This window comes from Nocardiopsis sp. NPDC006198 (assembly GCF_040613895.1).
In the GTDB taxonomy this organism is placed as follows: Bacteria; Actinomycetota; Actinomycetes; order Streptosporangiales; family Streptosporangiaceae; genus Nocardiopsis; species Nocardiopsis tropica.
In genome coordinates this window covers 12,942-33,265 of record NZ_JBEXSY010000077.1, presented here as the reverse complement: position 1 = coordinate 33,265, position 20,324 = coordinate 12,942, and the positions used below count along the sequence as shown (strand labels likewise).

The 20,324-nt window shown below is 73.3% G+C and carries 16 protein-coding genes; 9 read left to right on the top strand and 7 right to left on the bottom strand.

Features of this window, described 5'->3' with window-relative positions:
* Nucleotides 1-103: 103 nt before the first annotated feature.
* Nucleotides 104-409 (bottom strand): hypothetical protein, encoded by a 306-nt coding sequence (locus tag ABZ234_RS30310; protein WP_352983522.1) that lies wholly within the window; start codon nt 407-409, stop codon nt 104-106.
* 314 nt (nt 410-723) lie between these two features.
* Here ABZ234_RS30310 and ABZ234_RS30305 point away from each other — a divergent pair, with 314 nt between their 5' ends.
* On the top strand, nt 724-2,511 hold the full coding sequence (locus ABZ234_RS30305) for an SPFH domain-containing protein (RefSeq protein WP_355014288.1): 1,788 nt from the start codon (nt 724-726) through the stop codon (nt 2,509-2,511).
* The gene (locus ABZ234_RS30300) at nt 2,512-3,978 is read left to right on the top strand and encodes an SPFH domain-containing protein (RefSeq protein WP_355014287.1); all 1,467 of its coding nucleotides are present in this window, start codon (nt 2,512-2,514) and stop codon (nt 3,976-3,978) included.
* Nucleotides 3,979-4,105: 127 nt separating this feature from the next.
* Here ABZ234_RS30300 and ABZ234_RS30295 read toward each other — a convergent pair whose 3' ends face one another.
* The 3 genes from ABZ234_RS30295 to ABZ234_RS30285 all read right to left on the bottom strand — a co-directional run bounded on the left by ABZ234_RS30295 (nt 4,106) and on the right by ABZ234_RS30285 (nt 5,844).
* Nucleotides 4,106-4,297: a hypothetical protein gene (locus ABZ234_RS30295; protein WP_330161659.1), complete on the bottom strand. Its 192-nt coding sequence runs from the start codon at nt 4,295-4,297 to the stop codon at nt 4,106-4,108.
* A 243-nt stretch (nt 4,298-4,540) separates the two neighbouring features.
* On the bottom strand, nt 4,541-5,197 hold the full coding sequence (locus tag ABZ234_RS30290; RefSeq protein WP_355014286.1) for a hypothetical protein: 657 nt from the start codon (nt 5,195-5,197) through the stop codon (nt 4,541-4,543).
* A gap of 74 nt (nt 5,198-5,271) precedes the next feature.
* A complete protein-coding gene (locus tag ABZ234_RS30285) occupies nt 5,272-5,844 on the bottom strand; it encodes a DoxX family protein (RefSeq protein WP_267948666.1) in 573 nt (190 codons plus the stop codon).
* 427 nt (nt 5,845-6,271) lie between these two features.
* Here ABZ234_RS30285 and ABZ234_RS30280 point away from each other — a divergent pair, with 427 nt between their 5' ends.
* The 4 genes from ABZ234_RS30280 to ABZ234_RS30265 all read left to right on the top strand — a co-directional run bounded on the left by ABZ234_RS30280 (nt 6,272) and on the right by ABZ234_RS30265 (nt 11,481).
* The gene (locus tag ABZ234_RS30280; RefSeq protein WP_355014285.1) at nt 6,272-6,970 is read left to right on the top strand and encodes a ribonuclease HII; all 699 of its coding nucleotides are present in this window, start codon (nt 6,272-6,274) and stop codon (nt 6,968-6,970) included.
* Between the two features lie 206 nt (nt 6,971-7,176).
* Entirely contained in the window at nt 7,177-9,648 is a 2,472-nt protein-coding gene (locus ABZ234_RS30275) for an AAA family ATPase (RefSeq protein WP_352983518.1), read from the top strand.
* Between the two features lie 258 nt (nt 9,649-9,906).
* A complete protein-coding gene (locus ABZ234_RS30270) occupies nt 9,907-10,638 on the top strand; it encodes a nucleotidyltransferase family protein (protein ID WP_344182907.1) in 732 nt (243 codons plus the stop codon).
* 45 nt (nt 10,639-10,683) lie between these two features.
* A complete protein-coding gene (locus ABZ234_RS30265) occupies nt 10,684-11,481 on the top strand; it encodes a tyrosine-protein phosphatase (protein WP_355014284.1) in 798 nt (265 codons plus the stop codon).
* Between the two features lie 42 nt (nt 11,482-11,523).
* Here the strand turns inward: ABZ234_RS30265 and ABZ234_RS30260 are convergent, their stop codons facing one another.
* Nucleotides 11,524-13,140: a hypothetical protein gene (locus ABZ234_RS30260; RefSeq protein ID WP_355014289.1), complete on the bottom strand. Its 1,617-nt coding sequence runs from the start codon at nt 13,138-13,140 to the stop codon at nt 11,524-11,526.
* Between the two features lie 203 nt (nt 13,141-13,343).
* Nucleotides 13,344-13,631, bottom strand: coding sequence for a three-helix bundle dimerization domain-containing protein (locus ABZ234_RS30255; protein ID WP_344182903.1), 288 nt, complete (start codon nt 13,629-13,631; stop codon nt 13,344-13,346).
* A gap of 570 nt (nt 13,632-14,201) precedes the next feature.
* Between ABZ234_RS30255 and ABZ234_RS30250 the strand changes: the two genes are divergently transcribed.
* Nucleotides 14,202-16,253 carry a SpoIIE family protein phosphatase gene (locus ABZ234_RS30250; RefSeq protein WP_267948672.1) on the top strand — a complete coding sequence of 684 codons (2,052 nt, stop codon included), beginning with the start codon at nt 14,202-14,204 and terminating at the stop codon, nt 16,251-16,253.
* 238 nt (nt 16,254-16,491) lie between these two features.
* Nucleotides 16,492-18,189 (top strand): RNA polymerase sigma factor, encoded by a 1,698-nt coding sequence (locus ABZ234_RS30245; protein ID WP_330161666.1) that lies wholly within the window; start codon nt 16,492-16,494, stop codon nt 18,187-18,189.
* 279 nt (nt 18,190-18,468) lie between these two features.
* Here ABZ234_RS30245 and yaaA read toward each other — a convergent pair whose 3' ends face one another.
* Nucleotides 18,469-19,290, bottom strand: coding sequence for a peroxide stress protein YaaA (yaaA, locus tag ABZ234_RS30240; protein ID WP_355014283.1), 822 nt, complete (start codon nt 19,288-19,290; stop codon nt 18,469-18,471).
* Nucleotides 19,291-19,570: 280 nt separating this feature from the next.
* On the opposite strand from yaaA, the gene ABZ234_RS30235 reads away from it, so the two are divergent.
* Nucleotides 19,571-20,260 (top strand): GNAT family N-acetyltransferase, encoded by a 690-nt coding sequence (locus ABZ234_RS30235; RefSeq protein WP_355014282.1) that lies wholly within the window; start codon nt 19,571-19,573, stop codon nt 20,258-20,260.
* The last annotated feature ends 64 nt before the right edge of the window (nt 20,261-20,324 follow it).

The window sequence follows — 20,324 nt, the reverse complement described above, 5'->3', positions numbered from 1 at the left end:
GAGCGGGGCCGGGACACGCCCGCCGGGGGGGGGGGCCGTACGGCCCCCGCCCCCGCGGCGGTTCCGGAGGGGCCCGCCCTCCGGCCCGGCGGCGGCCGGGGCCTCAGCCGCGGTCGCGGTCGCCCGCGGCGACGGCGACCGCCGCGGTGGCGGCGGTCACGCCGAGCACGGCGGGCCACGAGCCGACCTTCCGGGCCAGCGGGTGCGCCAGGCCGAACGCTCCCACGTACACCGCGGTGAGCGCGACCGCCGTGCCCACGCCGGACCTGCGGCGCCACGTCTCGAACGCCGCGGCGCCGAATCCGGCCAGCACCGCCCCGCCCAGCGGCCGGTTGCCGGTGGCGCGGGCCACCGAGTACCCGCCGACCAGACCCGCGGTGGTGAGAACGGCGCTGGGCACTGCTGGCATCGTGCTTCCTTCCCTCGTCCCGGCCGGAGCCGGCGCGGTGCGTGCGGGACCGACGTTATCCCCGCGCCCGTGGGCGCGCCACGCGGCGCGCATGCGTCGGGGGAGGGGAGCGGCGTTGACCTGGGAGGTGACAGGAGAGCCCGCCCGTCACACTCCGGACACGAGGGCTGGGTTTCGGGCATAGCTCATGACAGGGTTGATGCTGTCCCCTAACGCCTCGCAGCGCACGGAACCGGTCCCGACCTGGAACCGGACCGCGGTACGCGGCGTCGAAGCGGATAGTTCCCCGACCCCTGACCAAGGAGTTCCCGCCTATGTCGTTCGCGCAGACCGTGCGCGGCGCGGCCGGCGCCGTCGCCCAAGGGGGCGATCCGCGCCAGGCCGTGTCCGACGCGCTCCACCAGGCCTCCTCGCAGGTCACCGAGGGCAGTGGCCTCGACCCCCGCGACTTCGTCGCCGCCCGAGAACAGGGCGACTCCGTGGGCACCCGGATCGAGCAGAAGAGCACCTCGCTCAACAACGCGGGCGAGGCGCTCAACCGCAGCTACTACGAGCGCGGCAGCGGCGGCCCGGTCCACGTCATCTGCACGATGGTGATCCCCAAGGGCCGCACCCTCGTGACGATGCTCCCCGCGATCCTGCTCCTCGTCCTGGGGGTCCTCGGCGCCTTCACCGTGCTCCTCCCGCAGGCCATCGCCGGCGGAAACCCGCTGATCAACCCGTTCTTCGGCCTCCACTACTGGATCATCACCCTCGCGATCGCCGCGTTCATGTGGTGGCGCCAGGGCATGGTGATGGTGCCGGAGGGCTGCGAGGCGATCGTCACCCGGTTCGGCAAGATGGAGAACATCTACCAGCCCGGCCGGGTCACGCTCCTCAACCCCTGGAAGCGCGTCTCCTACATCGTCAACACCACCCGGGAGTACCCCTTCAACGCGCCGATCCGCTCGGCCCCCACCAAGAGCGGCGTGCAGGCCTCCATCGACCTGTTCGTGCAGTTCAGGATCAAGAACGCCACCGACTTCGTCTACACGCTGGGCGGGGTGAACGGCTTCCAGGAGAAGCTCAACAACGCGATCAGCGAGACCACCCGGAGCCTCGTCTACGAGCAGGAGGCCTCGGCGATCTACGACATGGTCGGCGACAACACGCAGAGCCTCGTGGAGCAGCTCAACCGGCAGTTCAGCGGGATCGTCGAGCTGACCAGCGCCAACATCACCCACGCCGAGCCCTCCAACCAGGAGTACCGGATGGACCTGGCGGCGCCGGAGATGGTCCGCGTGGCCAAGGACGCCTACACGTTCGAGTACGAGCTCCAGCTGCGCAAGGAGCAGAACGAGGGCGACCTGAACAAGGAGCTCGCGACCCTCAACGAGACCCTCTCCGCGATCCAGGCCGACATCGCGCAGTACCAGGCGCAGATGGACACCGCGCTGGAGCGGGAGACCAACAGGGCGCGGGCCACCGCCCGCCAGCGCTTCGTCGAGGCCGAGTCCGAGGCCAACGCCAACGCCGCGCTCCTCCAGGCGCAGGCCCTGGACATCCGCGCGGTCAGCGCGGCCGAGGCCCCCGAGATCCTCAACTACCGCTTCCGGGAGAACCTCCTGGACAAGCTGGAGTCGGTCGCCGACAGCCTCCCGCAGGTCCTGCGGATCGGCTCGGGCGACGCCGCCAGCGTCGACTACCTGCGTATCGCGCAGGAGATCATCGGCCAGGCCGACACCGCCCTGTTCTCCCAGGAGGACATGGAGGCCATCCGCTCCCGGCTGGGCGACATCCGGGGCCGCATCGTCGAGCGCCAGCAGGAGATCGACGCGCTCCTCGCGGAGGACGGCGACGCCGCGGGCCGGCCGGCCGGGGAGGACCCGGGCGAGGACCTGGTGGAGGAGATCCGCCAGTCCGTCTCCGAGCAGGCCATCGACGAGCGCCTCGCCGAGGCGCCCCGGCAGCCCCGGGGGGACGGGGAGGCGGACGCCTCCACCGCACCGTCCGACGCCCCGGCGCCCTCCGGCGGACCGCGCCACGACCCCGAGCACCCGCCCCCGCCCCCGTGGTCGCAGCACGGTCCACAGGGGTCCGGCCCGAACCAGGGAGGTCAGTAGATGAGCCAGTCCGTGAACGCCGGCAGCGGCTCCAGCATCAAGGAGTCCCTCGCCTCCTGGGGCGACCTGGCAAGCCTGCTGCGCGGCGGCGACCAGGGCGCGATCGTCCCGGTCGTCATACCGCGCGACAACCGGGGCCTGCGCTGGACGGTCCTGCTCTGGTTCGGCTTCTTCGCCCTGTGCTCGGCGCTGATGATGACCCTCAACGCCTTCGTCGGCGGGGTCGCGGCCGGTGTCGCCTACAGCGTCCTGTCCGTCCCGACGCTGATCGTCGGCGTGCTCAGCATCGCCGCCGCCGGGCTGTGGTGGTGGCGCGGCTCGATCATCGAGATCGAGGAGGGCACCCACGGCATCCTCACCAGGTACGGCGCGATCGTGCGGCCGATCGGCCCGGGCCGCCACTACCTGTGGCACCCCTGGTCGCGCGTGGACTTCGTGGTGGACACCCGGACGGAGATCCCCTACACGGCTCCGGTCCTGGCCTGCCCCACACGCGAGAACGTGCCGCTGAAGTCGATCGAGTTCTTCCTCAAGTTCCAGATCACCGACCCGATCCGGTTCGTGACGATCATCGGCGCCAGCAACTTCGACCTGGTCCTGTCCAGCGCGGTGCAGGACGCCATCCGCCAGCGCAGCCGCCAGGTCAACACCGAGTCGGCCTACGACCTGCGCGGCTCCAACGTCGAGGACATGCGCCGACTCCTCAACGGCCAGCTGGAGAAGTACGGTGTGCGGATCACCGGCTGCAACATCCCCGACGTGCAGCTGCCCAACCAGTACCAGCAGCACCTGGCCACCCGCGAGCGGGTCGCCAAGGAGCTGGTGGCCTACGAGCAGGAGTGGGAGCTGACGCGCAAGCGCCGCATCGACACCCTGCTGATGGACATCGAGCGCTCCAAGAAGACCCGCGACGCGAAGATCGTCGAGGTCAACGCCTCCCTCAACAAGGCGCGCAAGGACGTGGCGCAGATGCTGGAGGAGCAGGTGACCGAGGCCCAGCGGGTGCGCTACGAGATCGAGACGCGCGGCCGGGCCGACCTGGTCGCCGCGGAGAACGAGGCCAAGGCGCAGCAGCGCCTCGCCACCGCCTACCGGGACAACCGGGCCGTGCTGGAGTACGAGCTGGCGCGCCGCCGACTGGACGTCGGCGCGGTCCTGGCCGAGCGGGCCCCGCGCCCGGTCGTCGTGCAGACCGAGGCGGGCTCCGGTGACGGTTCGGCGCTGTCGACGCTGATCACCGCGCAGCTGCTGCCCCAGGTGCTGAACGGCGCGGGGTCCCCGCGCACGCCGCTGGGCCCGTCGTCGGACGTCGCGCGAGAGGCGATGGAATCGGCCCAGGGGGCGGTCGCCGCCGCGGCGGAGCGCCAGCAGCAGATGGCGGACGAGTACCAGCGCCGACAGGAGGGCGCGATGCGCCGGCAGTTCGAGAACGGCGAGGGCTACGGCGGCCAGGGCCGCCGGGGCTAGCCCCGGCCGTACCGCCGACCCGGGTGGGGAACCCGGGGACGGAGGCGGAAGCAGGGGAGGACCCGCGCCCGGGGCGCGGGTCCTCCTCGTGCGTGCGGGGCCCGGACGGGGCCGCGGCGGTCCGGGCTCAGCCCGCGAGGGTGAGGTCGGCGTAGCCCGCATCGATGTCGATCCCGTGGCGGGCCGCGATCTCCACCAGCCCCTGGATCTCGCCCGCCTGCGCGCTGGCCAGGTCGTCGTCGCCGACGGCGTGCGCCCGGTGCAGCGCGGTGACGGAATCGTGGATACGCAGGTGAAGGGTGAGCATGAACTCGCGCATGAAGCATCTCCTCGGTGTTGGCGACGCTGCCACGGGAGGAGCCGCGCTCCTCTCCGGGGGGATGCCCCCTGTGTACACGGTGAGGGTGAGAGCAGTGTTGGAACGGCACAGGGGGCGGCAAAGAACGGGGTGGGAACACCTCGGACCGCCGGGCGGAGCCGGACATCCCGGGCGGGGGACGACGGCGCCCCGGGCCCCCGGGAGCCGGGGGCGCCGGGGCGCCGCGGGTGCGGATGGAGCGGGTCAGTGGTCGACCCACACGTACCAGTCGCCGGAGACGTGCTCGTAGATCTTCGACCCCTGCCCGGGGACGAAGACCCCCTCGGGCACCTCGCCCGTGCTGTAGGCCAGGCCGGAGGGGCCGAAGAGCCCCGAGCCCTCGACCGCGAAGTGCGTGATGTCCTCGGAGACCGAGATGCTGCGCAGCGAGTACAGGCCCACCTGCTCGCCGTTGAGGGGGATGGTGGTGGGATCCTCCGCCTCCTGCCGCAGGGCCAGCAGGTCCTCGGAGGACGCCTGGATCCGCGCCTGGAGCGGGAGGTCGGCCGCGGACACGCCGATCGCCGCCGCGGCGATCAGGGGCGCGGAGATCCAGCGGAGCCAGTAGTGGCGGATCATCGGCCGGGCGACGGCCAGGGCGATCCCCAGGCGCAGGGCGCCCATCCCTGCGAGCAGGAGCCCGCCGACCAGGCCGACGAGGAACGTCGGCAGGTGCCCGGCCGGGACGCTGTCCTCGAACAGCAGGAGGAGGCCGACCGCTCCGCAGGCGGGGATGTAGAGCCGGCCGGGCGGGCGCGAGGCCCAGCTGATCATGCGCTGGCCGAGCGTCGGCTTGCCGGCGATCTCGATCAGTTTGGCCACGGACCCGTCAGGGGTCGGGCCGGGAGCTGCGGCGGACATGGCGTTCTCCCCCACCGAATCCGTGTGGAGACGCGAGCCCGCGGCACGATGGAGAGGGGCCGGGCGGGGCCGCGTCACAGGCGATACGGCCGTCGTAGCGCGGCCTGTCCCACAGGATAGAGCAGTGGCGGCGCGTGTTCGGGGCGGCGCGGGGAATCGGCGGTGGATTTCCTCGGTGTTACCGGGTGTTTGCGGTCGTGTCCCCGGCGCCTCCCGACCGCCTTCGGAGCCAGGACGAGATAGTCCCAGGACCACCGGCCGGCGCTGACGGCCATCAGCAGGCACACCGCTGTGACCAGGGACGTCGTGGCCCATGAGGAGAACGGGGACAGGTCGGGGGAGCCCGCCGTGAGGGTGCCGAGCACCGCCGCCCCGGCGAGCACCGGGCCGGTGAGCCATGTGAGCAGACCCACGGCGAAGGCGAGTGAGAGGGAGACGAGGAGCGCGGGGACGATCTGCGCGCCGAAGGACACCCCGGGCATCCCCGAGGCGGACAGGTGCTCGGCCACCGCCTCCTCCCGCCCCCGCAGCGCGAGGCCGTACTCGGCGAACATCCCTCCCACCCCCACCCGGGTGAGGGCGGCGACGACGTCGTAGAGGCGTCCTCGGGGGATCCGCGGCCGGGGGTACGGCTTGGCGCGCTGCATGTCCATTCCTCCCGGGCGACCCGGTACGGCAGTCCTCACAAGCGGAAACTACCTAAAGTAATCACTCATGACTCGTTGTGACGTACGGCGAGTCGTGCAAAGAACGCCGGAGGCGGACCGGGCCGCCCCGGCCCCGGAGCCGATCGCCCCGGGACCGCCCCGCCCCGTGCCCGCGCACGCGGGTGGAGCACGGCAGCAGGGAAGACCCGGCCCGAGCCCGTGCACGCGGGTGGAGCGCCGGTCCGCACGGTGGGGAGGCGCCCGGGGAGGACGCGGCGCCGCCGGCGGCCCCGCCCCGGGAGCTCCCGACGGCCCGCGGGACCCCGTGCCCTCCGCGGTCGCCGCCGCGCCGACGGCCGCCCTGCCGCTGTCCGCCCCCTCCCGGGAACGGGCACGAGGGGGTCCCCTCCCGTCCTAGGCTGGGAGGGTGCCGACGACTTCCAGGACAGCCACGCCGCCCGCCGCCCCCACGTTCGACGTCGAGAACGAGCTCCGCTCGCTCGGGGCGCGGGTGGTCGCCGGTGTGGACGAGGTGGGCCGGGGCGCCTGGGCCGGGCCCCTCCTCGTCTGCGCCGCCGTCCCGGGCGAGGGGGAACCGCCCGCCGGGCTGACCGACTCCAAGCGCCTCACCCCCAAACGCCGCCGGGAGCTCGCCGAGCAGCTCCGGCCCTGGGTCGCCGACCACGCCTTCGGATGGTCCGCGCCCGAGGAGATCGACGAGTGCGGCATGACCGAGGCCCTCCACCGGGCCTCCCGCCGGGCCCTGGACGCCCTCGCGCCGCGCCCGGACGCCGTCGTCCTCGACGGCGTCCACGACTTCATCGGCCGCCCCTGGAGGGTCCGCACCCAGGTCAAGGGCGACCTCACCTGCGTCAGCGTCGCCGCCGCCGCGATCCTGGCCAAGGTCTGCCGCGACGACCTCATGGCGGAACTCGCCGCCGACCACCCCGGGTACGGGTTCGAGAGGGCCGCCGGGTACCCCTCGCCCGTGCACCGGGCCGCGCTCGCCGAGTCCGGGCCCACCCCCCACCACCGCATGAGCTGGGCCTACCTGGACGACCTGCCCCGATGGAAGCACCTGCGCCGGATCCGCCCCGCCCCGGGGGGACAGATCTCCCTCCTCTGAGACCGCCCGACCGGGCGGAACCACCCCGCGGCGAGGGTCCGCGGGTCCGGCCCGCCGCACACGACACGCCGCCCCGCACTGGACATCCGCCCCACTTGGGGCAAGGCTTTGGCTGTGGACGTCGGTCCCCCCGACGCCGACCGGCCCCTCCCTCCACGGCCAGGAGAGCCGACCGCCCACGGACCCCCACGCAGGAAGGGGCACGGATGACGCGCGAGATGCGCTCCACCGCCGCCGCGGAGCCGGGACGCGCCTCGGGGCTCGACCGCATGCGCGCGCTCTACCACGGCGTGCCCCTCCCCAGGAGGCTCGTGGCGGCGCTGGTCCTCGTCACGGTCGTCGCCGTCACCGCCCTGGTCACCGGCTTCGCCGTCCCGGGGGCGGTCGGCACGACCCTCGTCCTGCTGATGGCGTTCGCCGCGCTCATGCGCTCCCTCGACTCCTTCGTCACCGTCCTGGTGTGCGTCGTGTGGCTGGCGGTGACCGTGCCCCTCTTCCAGATCCCCCTCACCGGCGAACCCGTCACCCTGCTCGTGCTGCCGCTGCCGCTGCTCGTCGTGCTCGCCGCCGGGCGGGCCAGGGAGTTCCCCGTCTGGCACACCGCCCTGCTCTCCCTCACCGCGGGGCTGATCGCCGGGTTCTCGGTGGCCCTGGCGGGGATGGTCGTCGACCCCTTCTCCGCGTCCTGGGGCGTCGTCGCGCTGTACGCCGCCGCGGGCGCGTGCCTGCTCTGGCGCCTCTCCGCCTCCCGCCAGATCACCCGGGAGAGCGAGGCCAACCGGCGGGAGGCGGCCTCGTCCATGCCCGTGTCCCGCTCCGACCGCCCCCGCCGGGCCGACGGACCGGAGCGCAGGGGCCGTCCGCAGCCGCTGCGCGGCCGCTCGGACGCCGGCGCCGGCACGGCCCGGCCGACCGGGGGCGGCGCCCCCGACGACGAACCGGTCCCCGTCGACCAGGCCCTGGCCGAGCTGGAGGACATGATCGGCCTCGACCCGGTCAAACAGCAGGTGCGCGGCATCGCGGCCTCCATCGAGGCGGCCCGGCTGCGCGCGGACGCCGGATTCCCCGTCGAGCGCCCGCTGCGCCACCTGGTCTTCTCCGGGCCGCCCGGCACGGGCAAGACCAGCGTCGCCCGCACCCTGGCCACGATCTTCCACTCCTTCGGCCTGCTGCCCACCTCCCGGGTGGTCGAGGCCCAGCGCGCCGACCTGGTGGGGGAGTACCTGGGCGCCACCGCCATCAAGACCAACGAGCTCATCGACCGCTCCCTCGGCGGCGTCCTGTTCATCGACGAGGCGTACTCGCTGGTCAACGAGGGGGACGGCCAGTCGGACCGGTTCGGCAACGAGGCGGTGCAGACCCTGCTCAAGAGGGCGGAGGACGACCGCGACCAGCTCGTCGTGGTCCTCGCCGGGTACGAGAAGGAGATGGACGCCTTCCTGGCCTCCAACCCCGGCCTGGCCTCGCGCTTCGCCACCCGGATCAGCTTTCCCAGCTACTCCGCCGACGAGCTGTTCCGCATCGCCGAGTCCCTCGTCCACCAGCGCGGCGACACCCTCGAGGCCGACGCGGCGCGCGCCCTCAGGCGAAGATTCGACCAGGTGGTCCAGCGGGAGGTGGTCGACGACCTGGGCAACGGCCGCTTCGCCCGCTCCGTGGTGGAGAAGGCCGCCCAGGCCCGCGACGTGCGCGTGGTCACCACCGGGGTGGACGGGGACACGCCCGCGCCGCGCCCCGAGGCGGAGGACCTCATCACGGTCCGCGCCGCCGACGTCGAGGCGGCCCATGCCGAGCTGACCTCACGCCTGCCGGGGTTCGGGGCCGCTCCCGGGATCGACGAGGCACTGGCCGAACTGGACGCCATGATCGGGCTGGAACCGGTCAAGCAGCAGGTCCGCTCCATCGTGGCCCAGCTGAGGGTGGCCAAGCTCCGCGAGGAGCAGGGCCTGCTCAACCAGGCGCCCATGCGGCACTTCGTGTTCTCGGGGCCGCCCGGCACGGGCAAGACCACGGTCGCCCGGGTGCTCGGCCGGGTGTTCTCCGCCCTCGGCCTGCTCGGGCGCGCCGACGTGGTCGAGGCCCAGCGGGCGGACCTGGTCGGCGAGCACCTGGGGGCGACTGCCGTCAAGACCAACCGTCTGGTGGACCGCGCCCTGGGAGGGGTGCTGTTCGTGGACGAGGCGTACTCCCTCGTCAACCCCGGCTACAGCGGCGGGGACGCGTTCGGGGCCGAGGCCATCCAGACCCTGCTCAAGCGCGCCGAGGACGACCGCTCGCGGCTCGTGGTGGTGCTCGCCGGCTACCCGGCCGAGATGGAGCGCTTCCTGGCCTCCAACGCCGGCCTCTCCTCCCGCTTCAACGTGCGGGTGCGCTTCCCCTCCTACAGCGCGGACGAGCTCACCGAGATCGCCGAGGCGGTGGCGGCCCGCACGGGCGACACCTTCGACGACACCGCCCGCGAGGACCTGCGCAGCATCTTCGGGCACGTGTGCGGGGCCGGGTGGATCGACGACCTGGGCAACGGGCGCTTCGCGCGCTCCCTGTTCGAGAAGGCGTGCTCCCACCGCGACCTGCGGGTGTCCCAGGAGAGGGGAGAGGACGCCACGGCCGTCGAGCTCACCCTCGTCACGAGCGCGGACGTCCGCAAGGCCTACGCCGAGGCCACCCAGCAGACGTAGCCCGTGCTCCGCGGACCGTTCCGGGCCCGCCGGGAGCACCCGCGGACCGCGCCCCGGCGGTGGCCGGGAGGGCTCGGGCCCCGCCCCTTCCGCCGCGACGCCTCCCCGCCGGGCGGCAGGCCGGTGAACCCCTCCGGCCCGCCGCCCGGCCTCCGGGCCAGGTCCCCCGCGCCCCGCCGCCGACGTGTCCGGTTGGCCCGTGGAGACGGCCTCCGGGCGCTCCGGGGCGCCCGGAGGCGTGGTGCTAGTGTCCGACGCATGACCGCTGCACCCTCATCCTCCGCGTCCCCCGTCACCCAGGCGCTCATCCTCGCCGGTGGGCAGGCCACCCGGCTGCGGCCCTACACCGACACCCGCCCCAAGGCGATGGTGGAGGTGGCCGGACGGCCCATCATCGACTACCAGCTGGAGTGGCTGGCCGGCCACGGCGTCGAGCAGGTCGTGGTGTCCTGCGGATACAAGGCAGAGGTCCTGCGCGAGCACCTCGCCGCACGCCGGGGCGGGCCGGAGGTGACGCTCCTGGTCGAGGACGAGCCGCTGGGGCGCGGCGGCGCCCTGCGCTACGCCGCGACCGGCCTGCGCGACCAGGACGCCGCCTACTTCGCGCTCAACGGCGACGTGCTCACGTGGTTCCCGCTGGACGAGCTGGCCGCCCACCACCGGGCCAAGGACGGCCTGGCCACCCTCGCCCTCGCCCAGTTCCGCACGACCTGGGGCATCGTGGACGTGGACGACCAGGACCGGATCGAGGGGTTCACCCAGAGCCCGCTGCTGCCGGTGTGGATCAACGCCGGCGTGTACCTGTTCGAGCCGGGCATCACGCCGCTGCTGCCGGAGAAGGGCGACCACGAGTCCTCGACCTTCCCCGAGCTGGCCGCGGAGGGGCGCCTGACCGCGTACCGGATCGACGGGTTCTGGCGCGGCGTGGACACCGCCAAGGACGTCAAGGAGGCGGGGGAGGAGATCACCGCCATGCGCGGCGGGGAGTGACCCCGCCCGGCAAGCCGGGCACGGGCCGACGGGACGCCGGGGCGGGTGGGTATCGTCGCGGACGTGACGAATGACGGTTTCATCCTCTCCAGTGTCCCCAACTTCCGCGACCTGGGCGGGCTCCGCACCGCGACCGGGCGTACGGTGCGCCACGGCCTGCTGTACCGCTCCGACGCCCTCCACTCGGTCTCCGAGGAGGAGGTGGCGGTCTACAACGGTCTGGGCATCCGGCAGCTCGTGGACCTGCGCACCCCCCACGAGCGGGAGAGCCTGCCCGACATCACGCCCGAGGGCGCCGCGTACACCGCCGTGTCCGTGCAGAACCCGGAGGCTGCGGGCGCCAACTTCTCCGCCGCGCTCACCGATCCCGAGGTCGCCCGGCGCATGTTCGCCGACGGCGCCGCCGAGCGCTTCATGCACGGCGTCTACCGCGAGCTGGTCACCGACGCCGAGGCGCTCACCGGCTACCGCGACCTGGTCGAACGGGCGGCCAAGGGCCCGACCGCCCTCGTCTTCCACTGCAGCGCGGGCAAGGACCGCACGGGCTGGGGCGCCGCACTGCTGCTCGGCCTGCTGGGGGTGGACCGCGAGACGGTGGTCACCGACTACCTGGCCAGCAACGACCGCCAGGCGAACACCGACAAGTGGATGCGGCTGCTGGCCGAGAACAGCGGCCTGCCCTGGGAGGAGGTCGTGCCGATGACCCGGGTCCGGGCCGAGTACCTGGACACCTCGTTCCGCCACATCGACGAGGTGTACGGCTCCTTCGACAACTACGTCGTGGACGGCCTGGAGCTGTCCGGCGGCACGGTGGACCTGCTCCGGGAGCGCATGCTCCGGTAGCGCCCTCCGGGGGCCGCGTCCGGACGGCGCGGGAGGGCCGCCCTACAGGGAGTCCAGCCGACGGCGCAGGTCGCTCTCGCAGGTCGCCGTGTCCAGGACCTCGCCCAGGGCGGCCAGCACCGCGGGGCGGGCCACACCGCGGTCCAGCATCCGCCGGGCCGCGGCCCACAGGTTCGCGGGCCTCCCGTGCCACAGCCGCCGGGCCAGGCGCTCGTGGCGGTCCAGCTCCCTCTCCCGTTCGGGGTCGTCGCCGGTGACCGGCCGGTACCACCGGTCCCGGCCGCTGGAGTGGCGGCCGCTGTGCGGCGTGGCCGCCTCGTACTCGCCGTAGTGGTCCAGCCGCAGCAGCGCCCGGCGGCCGTGCGGGGTGTCCGGGTCGAACTCCTCCGGGGCCCAGGTCACCATCTCGCTCGCCAGCAGCGGGAACGCGAACATCCGCCGGGCCAGCGACGCGAAGTCGCCGTCCGGCAGCAGCCGGCGCACCGCCTCCTGGCGCAGCCCCAGCGGGCGCGCGGGGTCGCGGTAGACCCGGGCGAACTCCGCGGTGGACTCCCACACCGCGTCCAGGGTGGCGCCCACGGCCACGTCCGGAAGCCCGCCCCGGGCGCCCGCCCAGCGCACCCACGCGGCCAGCACGTGCGGCATGGCCTCCTGCTCCTCCGGCAGCAGCACCACGCGGCCGGGCAGCCAGTGCAGGAGGAAGGACTCCACCTTGCGCGGGCTGATCCGCGTCGGGCGGCCGCTGTCGACGTCGCAGCCGTGCGCGATGATGTGGTCGGCGCAGCGGCTCGCCGCGTACGAGTCGGAGAGCTCGGCCGCCTCGTCCGAGGCCAGGAAGCGGGCGGCCAGCACGGCGCGCCGGTCGCGCCGCCACACGGGGGCCTGTGGGGCGCCGGCCCCGGGGTGCGGGCCGGGCAGCGTGCGCACCCGTGCGCTGGCCAGGGCGAAGTGGGAGGCCAGCGAGCCCCCGGTCAGATCGGAGACGGTCAGGCCGATCGGCTCGACGGTCGGCCCCGAGGAGCGGTCGGCCGACGCCCCCGCCACCATGCGCTCGGTGCGCTCCAGGGCCCGGGTCAGCAGGGCCCGCGCCTCCGTGAGCTCGACCTGGGAGAACCGGGCGAACTCGTCCGCGTCGGCCCGCTCGCGGCAGCGGTCGAGCAGCCGGTCGACCTTGGTGGTGACCCAGGCGTCGCGGAGGACGCCGCCGCCGTTGTGGTCCAGGACCAGGATCAGCGCGTGCTCGGCAGGGGGCGGCCCGGCGTCGGGGGCGCGGTCCCCGTCGCGGCTGAACACGCACACCACGTCGTCGGTGTCGCCGAACTGGTCGCTGTTGACATAGGCGGCCACCGGGGTGACCGCGCCCAGCTGGGACGCCCAGCCGGGTACCTGGAGACCGCGCTCCTGGAGGGCGATCACGCCCTGCCCGGCGAGCTCGCGCTGCTCGGAGGACGTGCCCAGCGCGGCGACCGCCGCCAGGACGCCGAGGCCGGCCGGCTTGCCGGAGGCGGTGGCGTGCGCGATCAGGCCCTCCCCGAGCAGCCGTCCGACGTCCACGCCCGGCATCCGCTCGCCCCACCAGCTGCCGAGCAGTTCGCTGAACGCCAGTTCGGCGTCGAGGGGATGGCGCATGGCGAGCATGGCCCGGGAGGCGCGCAGCATCTCGTCGAAGACGGCGCCGGGCACCGGTTCCGGACCTGTGGGCGTGGGAGGTGTAGGGGAGGGCACCGTCCGAGCGTATGACAGCCCCGGGCGTGGGGCTCCCCGTCCGCGCGATCCGGCGGCGGGCCCCTCCGCGGCCGGACGCGGGCGGGGCGCCGCATCCCCCGGGGCGCGGCGCCCGGGGTCCGGGCCGGGGGAGGGGTTCAGCGGGGCCGGGGGGCGGTGCGGTGTCCGGCGAGGAGCGTGGCCCCGGTCCTGAGCGGCGCCTGCCGGACGGCCTGGGAGGGCGGCACGGAGTTCACCATCGCCCGCAGGTGCTCCCGGGCGACCCGCTCGACCAGGTGGGGCGTGACCGTGATGCCCAGGTGCTCGAAGCACTGCCAGGTGTCGCGGACCCGGCGCTCGACACAGCGGTGGGACAGACCGCCGAACTCGTCGTGGAGCCGTGCCGAGATCTGTCTGAGATCCTGGACCGGGAAGGTCGGGAGCATGCGTGCTCACACCCCTAGCTGGAGATGGCCTGGACGGTGACCTCCACCCATTCCACTTGTTCTGGACGTACTGTCAACCCCTCCTACGGCACGCGGTCGATAAAAAAACATGGACGCACCGTTTACCCGGGGCCCGCAGTTCCCCCAGGTCAAGGTGGTGAAAGGGATCAATCGGACGGATAACATTCGCGTTTCTGGGTTTCGAGATCAAACCGACATCCAACACCCATTGCCGGTAATTGCGGGAAAACACGCCGGGAAAACCGCCGGTCCACCGTGTCCGGGCCGCCCGGTGACCTAGCATTTACCTTCTCGCCGCCACGGGCGGCCGCCGGCGCGAGGGCCGTTGCGCGCGGGCGGGTGTGTCTTATGCTTGAGCCGTGACAGCGGCCGAGAGGGGTCATGGAGCGTGACTCCCGGGAGCCGCGGAGCCTCCGATCCCCCTCGGCGCCGCACCCTCCGGTTCCACCCCGTGGACGGCCCGCGCGGTCGACGGAGGCCACGCGGCCAAGGCAGAAGCCCCAGCGAAAAACGGGTGGGGAATCCGACGGTTCCGGAGGTGTCGAGCAGTTGAGCGCCGAGACGTCCATTCCCCCGCCCCGGCTCAGCAGGGCGCAACTCCCCGACGCGGTGAAATCCCTTCTCACCGACTCCCCGATCGGATTCGCCCTCCTCGGCCCCGACGACGTCTTCGGCACGGTCAACCAGCGGCTCGCCGTCCTCCTCGGACGGACCCCCGCCGAATGCCTCGGCCGGACGCCCGACGACCTCCTGGAGGAGAGCGGCGACCGGGTCGCCGCCGCCAGCCACCGCGCCTCGCTGGCCGGCGTCCGCGAGAGCGGGCACGCGATCCGCGACCGCCACCGCACGCCCTCCGGGCAGGTCTGGGACCTGACCTGGTTCCCCGTCACCGACCCCGGCACCGGGGACGAGCACGTCGCCCTCATCGCCGCGCACGACGGCGGCACCACCCGCCGGGACGAGCAGCGGCTGCGGGCACTGCTCCAGGCGGGCAACCAGATCGTCTGGGCCGCCGGCTCCGGCGGCGACGTCCACGAGGACTGCCCCCAGTGGAGGGCCGTCACCGGCCAGGACCTCGACCGCTACCTCGGCCGCGGCTGGCTCGACGCGCTCCACCCCGACGACCGCCCCCGCGTCGAACGCGCCTGGGACGACGCCGTCCTCGACATCACGCCCTTCGACGCCATGTTCCGGGTGCGCACCCGCTCCGGCGCCTACAGCCACTACCGTGCGCGCGCCAACCCGATCATGGACGGCGCCGAGACGGCCGAATGGGTCGGCACCCTCGTCGACATCACCACCGAGCGCGAGGCGGACGAGCTGCGCCAGCGTCTCAACCAGCAGCTCAGCGAGGCGGCCATGCGGACCGCACGCCTCCAGAAGGCCACCTCCGACCTCGCCGAGGCGCTCACCGCCGACGAGGTCGTCAACGCCATGTCGGAGATCGGCCGCTCCGGAGTGGGCGCCGACCACACCTGTGTGGTCCTGCTCGACCGCGACCGCCTGCGCCTCCGCACGATCGCCGCCGCGCAGGCCCACCCCCTGCCCAGGCCCGCGTTCCCCCTGGACCACCCGGACGTCGCGGCCCGTGCGGTCGCCGACGGCCAGCCCCGCCTGGCCGCCAACCCGGCCGAGCTCGCCGCGCTGCTCGACGACGCGCCCATGGCCGCCGAACTCGTCCGGTCCACATCCGAGCGCGCCTGGGTGGCGCTGCCGATGATGGTCGCCGGACGGCCCATCGGGGCGCTGCGCTTCGCCTTCTCCACGCCGCGCGAGGTCACCGACGAGGAGCGCGTGTTCCTGGAGGCCCTGGCGGGCCAGTGCGCGCTCGCGATCGGCCGCGCCACCCTCTACGAGCAGGAGCACAGCACCGCGGAGGAGCTCCAGCGCAGCCTGCTGCCGGAGGAGCTGCCGGCGATCCGGGGCCTCCGGCTCGCCGCCTACTACCGGTCCGGCTCCCAGAACGTGCAGGTCGGGGGCGACTGGTACGACGCCTTCCCGCTGCCCGACGGACGCGTGGCCGGGGTGCTCGGCGACGTCATGGGCAAGGGGATCCCGGCCGCGGCGGGAATGAGTCGCATCCGGAACGCGTTGCGGGCACTGGCGTTCTCCATGCCGGAGCCCGCCGACGTCCTGACCGGACTCGACCGCATGTTCACCGCGACGGAGGGTATGGACCAGGTCACCACACTGGTCTACTTCGTCCTCGACCCCGTCACCGGCCAGCTCGACCTCAGCAACGCGGGACACCTCCCGCCGCTGGTCGTGGCCGGCAGCGCCGGGCCTTCACTGCTCGACACCGAACCCGACACACCACTCGGGATCAGCTCGCCACGAGGTCACCACAAATTCTTCGTGCAACCCGGTAACACCGTCGCCCTGTACTCCGATGGACTGGTTGAGAACCGCAAACGGTCCGTCGACTCCGGACTCGACGAGCTCGTCAGCGTGGCGGCGTCGGCTCCTCCGGAGGTGGTGGGCGATCCACAGCAGATGCTGGAGTACCTTGTTGAGAGCATGCTCGATGGGTATGAGCAGGACGACGACGTCACTCTGCTCGCCGTTCAGCTTCCGGTGATCGATCCCGTGTCGGAGCGGTAGACCGTACGAACAAGTCCATTGCCTTGCCTACAGTGAAGAAGCCGTTCCGCCCCGCGACGCGGCGGTGATCCCCCAGGGGGATGACCTCCGGGAGCGCATACGCTTGAAAGACAAACGGCTTCCCCGCCCCAGTGGGGACGATCCCAGGCCGCAGGTGGGAGAGGGTGTCGTGCCCGGTCCCGACCGGGCGGACCACCGGGTCCGACAATCTCGCCACACGTCCGTTCGAGAGGTGTTTGTGTCATCTGCCAGTTCGACTCGCTCGAAGCAGTCCGAGTCACTGCAAGAGCCCGTCATTCAGCAGCTGATCGAGCGTGGGCGGTCCCAGGGCTTTCTTGAGCCCGAGGACGTGCGCCGTGCCTTCGAAGAGGCCGAAATTCCGATGTCGCAGGCGCAGTCCGTGCTCCGCAGCCTCGCCAAGGAGGGTGTGACCGTACTCGTTCCCGAGTCGGCCTCCTCCCGGCGCAAGGCCCCGCGGCGCAAGACGGCGACCACGCGGTCCACCTCGACCAAGTCCACCACGACGACCACGACGAGTCGGGCCGCCAAGCCCGTGCGCGCCGCGGCCGCCCACGAGCAGCCCGAGACGGTCACCGCGGTGGTCGACTCCGCGGAGGGCGCCTCCGGCGCCGCCCGCAAGCCCGCGGCCAAGAAGGCCGCGACCGCCAAGAAGGCGACCGCCCCCAAGAAGGCCGCGGCGGCCAAGAAGACGACCGCGTCCAAGGGCCCGGCGGCCAAGAAGACCGCGACCGCCAAGAAGGCGGGCAAGAAGGACCTCGAACTGGCCGCGGAGGGCGAGTTCGAGGACGACGACGAGGTCCTGGACGACCTCGAGCACACCGGCGCCGAGCTGGAGCTGGTCGAGGACACCCCGGACACCCCGGACCCCTCGGACAAGGACGCCAAGCCGGCCAAGCCCGAGGCCGTGGGCGCGCCGAGCAAGAAGCCCGACAAGGAGGACGAGTCCTTCGTCCTCTACGACGATGACGACGACGCCCCCGCAGCCCAGGTGGTCGCGGCCGGAGCCACCGCGGACCCGGTCAAGGACTACCTGAAGCAGATCGGCAAGGTGCCGCTCCTCAACGCCGAGCAGGAGGTCGAGCTCGCCAAGCGGATCGAGGCCGGCCTGTTCGCCGAGGAGAAGCTCTCCGACGAGGCCGACATCCTCACCTTCGAGCTGCGCGACGAGCTGGAGTGGATCGCCGAGGACGGCGGCCGGGCCAAGAAGCACCTGCTGGAGGCCAACCTCCGGCTGGTCGTGTCGCTCGCCAAGCGCTACACGGGGCGCGGCATGCTGTTCCTGGACCTGATCCAGGAGGGCAACCTCGGCCTGATCCGCGCGGTGGAGAAGTTCGACTACACCAAGGGCTTCAAGTTCTCGACCTACGCCACGTGGTGGATCCGCCAGGCGATCACCCGCGCGATGGCCGACCAGGCCCGCACCATCCGCATCCCGGTGCACATGGTCGAGGTCATCAACAAGCTGGCCCGCGTCCAGCGCCAGATGCTCCAGGACCTGGGCCGCGAGCCCACCCCGGAGGAGCTGGCCAAGGAACTCGACATGACCCCGGAGAAGGTCGTCGAGGTGCAGAAGTACGGTCGCGAGCCGATCTCCCTGCACACTCCGCTGGGCGAGGACGGCGACAGCGAGTTCGGCGACCTCATCGAGGACTCCGAGGCGATCCAGCCGGGCGAGGCCGTCAGCTTCACCCTGCTCCAGGAGCAGCTGCACTCGGTGCTGGACACCCTGTCCGAGCGCGAGGCCGGCGTCGTCTCCATGCGGTTCGGGCTCACCGACGGCCAGCCGAAGACTTTAGACGAGATCGGCAAGGTCTACGGGGTCACCCGTGAGCGCATCCGGCAGATCGAGAGCAAGACGATGTCGAAGCTCCGTCACCCGTCGCGTTCGCAGGTGCTCCGCGACTACCTGGACTAGGTCCCCCGGGTAGTCCCGACCGAAGCAGGACCGAGACCGTTGTGCCGTCCCGCCCGCGTGCGGGGCGGCACAACGGCTTCCGGCACCGCGTCGGCTCACGGGCGTGGCGACCCCCGCGTGTCCTCCGGCGTCCGGTGGGAGCGTCCCTTCCCGCGCGCGGGTCCGGCCTCCCAGGGTGTGTCCTTCATCCATCCGACGCCGCCCATGGTGTCGTACGCGCTGTAGGTGCGGCATAAAGTTGCGATACCGAGTCGTTATGTCGCGGGGAGTGACTGTGGGTCACCCCCGCCTCACGCTTCCGCCTCGGTCGCGGACGACCACGTCCATGACGCGAGGGGCCCCCGCCCGCGCCGCGGGCGCCAGCTCCGCGGTGTGCCCCAGGTCCCGCAGGGCCGCCACCAGCTCCTCCGGGGTGTCGGCGTCCACGCCCTCCACCAGGAGCGCGCGGGCGATGTCGCCCCGGGTGGCCTTGGCCATGTGGCTGACCACCGACCGCTCGACGGTCCCGCCCACCTCGCGCTCGCGCAGCACGCGCACCGCGACGGTGCGCCCGGCCGCCGCGCCGGTCGGCCTGAAGGCCGCCGCGTAGGCGGTCGAACGGCAGTCCACCAGCAGCCGCCCCTCGGCGAGCCCGCCCAGGGGGCCCGCCAGCGCACGTCGCCAGTGGGCGCCCAGACCGCCCAGAGGGGGCAGCCGCACCCCCATGGACAGCCGGTAGGGCGGAAGCCGGTCGGCGGGGCCGACGACGCCCCACAGGCCGGAGAAGACCAGCACCCGCTCGCGGACGCGACCGGCCGCGGGGGAGTCGAGGAGGCCGGGCAGTCCCAGCCGCTCGTAGAGGACACCCGTGTACAGCTCGGCGGCGCGCAGTGTCGGCGCGGTGGCCGCGTCCAGGTTGCGCTTGAGGGCGTCTGCCTGGTTGGCGGTCAGGCCCAGCACGTCCATGGCGACGTCCTCGGGGCCCGCGCACAGTTCCGTCAGCGCCGCCAGCACCTGTTCGCGGGCCGGGGCGAGCTCGGGCAGCGTGAGCGAGCCCGGGTCCAGGCGCGGTCCCTCCCCGGAACCGGCCTTGCCCTCGGACGGCGGCAGCAGGACGAGCATGGTGCGGACTCCAGAAGGGGCGGGGCAGTGGGTTCCCGCCCATGTTAGGGCGTGTTCGGCGGTGCCGGGCGGATCCCCGGGGATCCGCCCGCGAGGTCGGCGGCGCCCGGTCCCGGGGCGGACCACCGGCGTCCGCACGGGGAGCGCCGTCCTGCCGGGCCCGCCGCCGCGGGCGCGGAGCGGCGTGGAGGCCGGGTCCGTGCCCTCGGGGCCGCGCGACCGCCGCGGCGGGCCGCCCGGTAGCATCGTCCGCTTCCGACGAGGACTCCGGGGAGCGGGCATGCACGAGTGGGCGGCGAGGGTGGCGCGGGACTGGCCCGCGTTCACCGTGGAGACGCGCGGGGGCTGGAGGCTCGGCCTCGCCGACGGGGTGACCAAGCGGGCGAACTCCGCGCTGGTCCTGGACCCCGGCGCGGACGTCGCCGAGGTCACCGCCTACTACACCGGGCACGGGGTGAGGCCCTGCGCACAGGTGTGGCCGGGGGAGGAGGCCGTGGACGCCAGGCTGGCGGAGCACGGCTACGAGGTGGTGGAGCCCACCCTCGTCCTCGCCCGCGGCCTGGACGAGCGCCCCGCCGCCGAGGGCGCCTCCCTGATCACCGCGCGTCCCACCCCCGCATGGTCCGCCCTGTTCGGGCGCACGGGCGTGGACGCGCGCACGGCGGACACCGTCACGCGCATCCTCGGACAGGTCGGCACGGCCTACGGTGTCGCCGCCTCCGGGGAGGGCCGGGGCTGCGCGGTCCTGGACGGGGAGTCGGTCGGGATCTGCGCCATGGTCACCGACCCCGGGGCCCGCGGGAAGGGCGTGGCCACGGGCCTCCTCGCCGACCTGCTGCGGTGGGCGTACGACGAGGGGGCGCGGAGCGCCTACCTGTGCGTGGTGGAGGGCAACGAGCCGGCCCTGCGGCTGTACGGCGGCGCCGGGTTCGCCCCGGTCTCCCGCTACCACAACCGGGTCCTGGGCTGAGGGGGAGGAGACCCCGCACACAAAGGGACGGCGGCCCCTGGCGGGGCCGCCGTCGCTGTCGGGC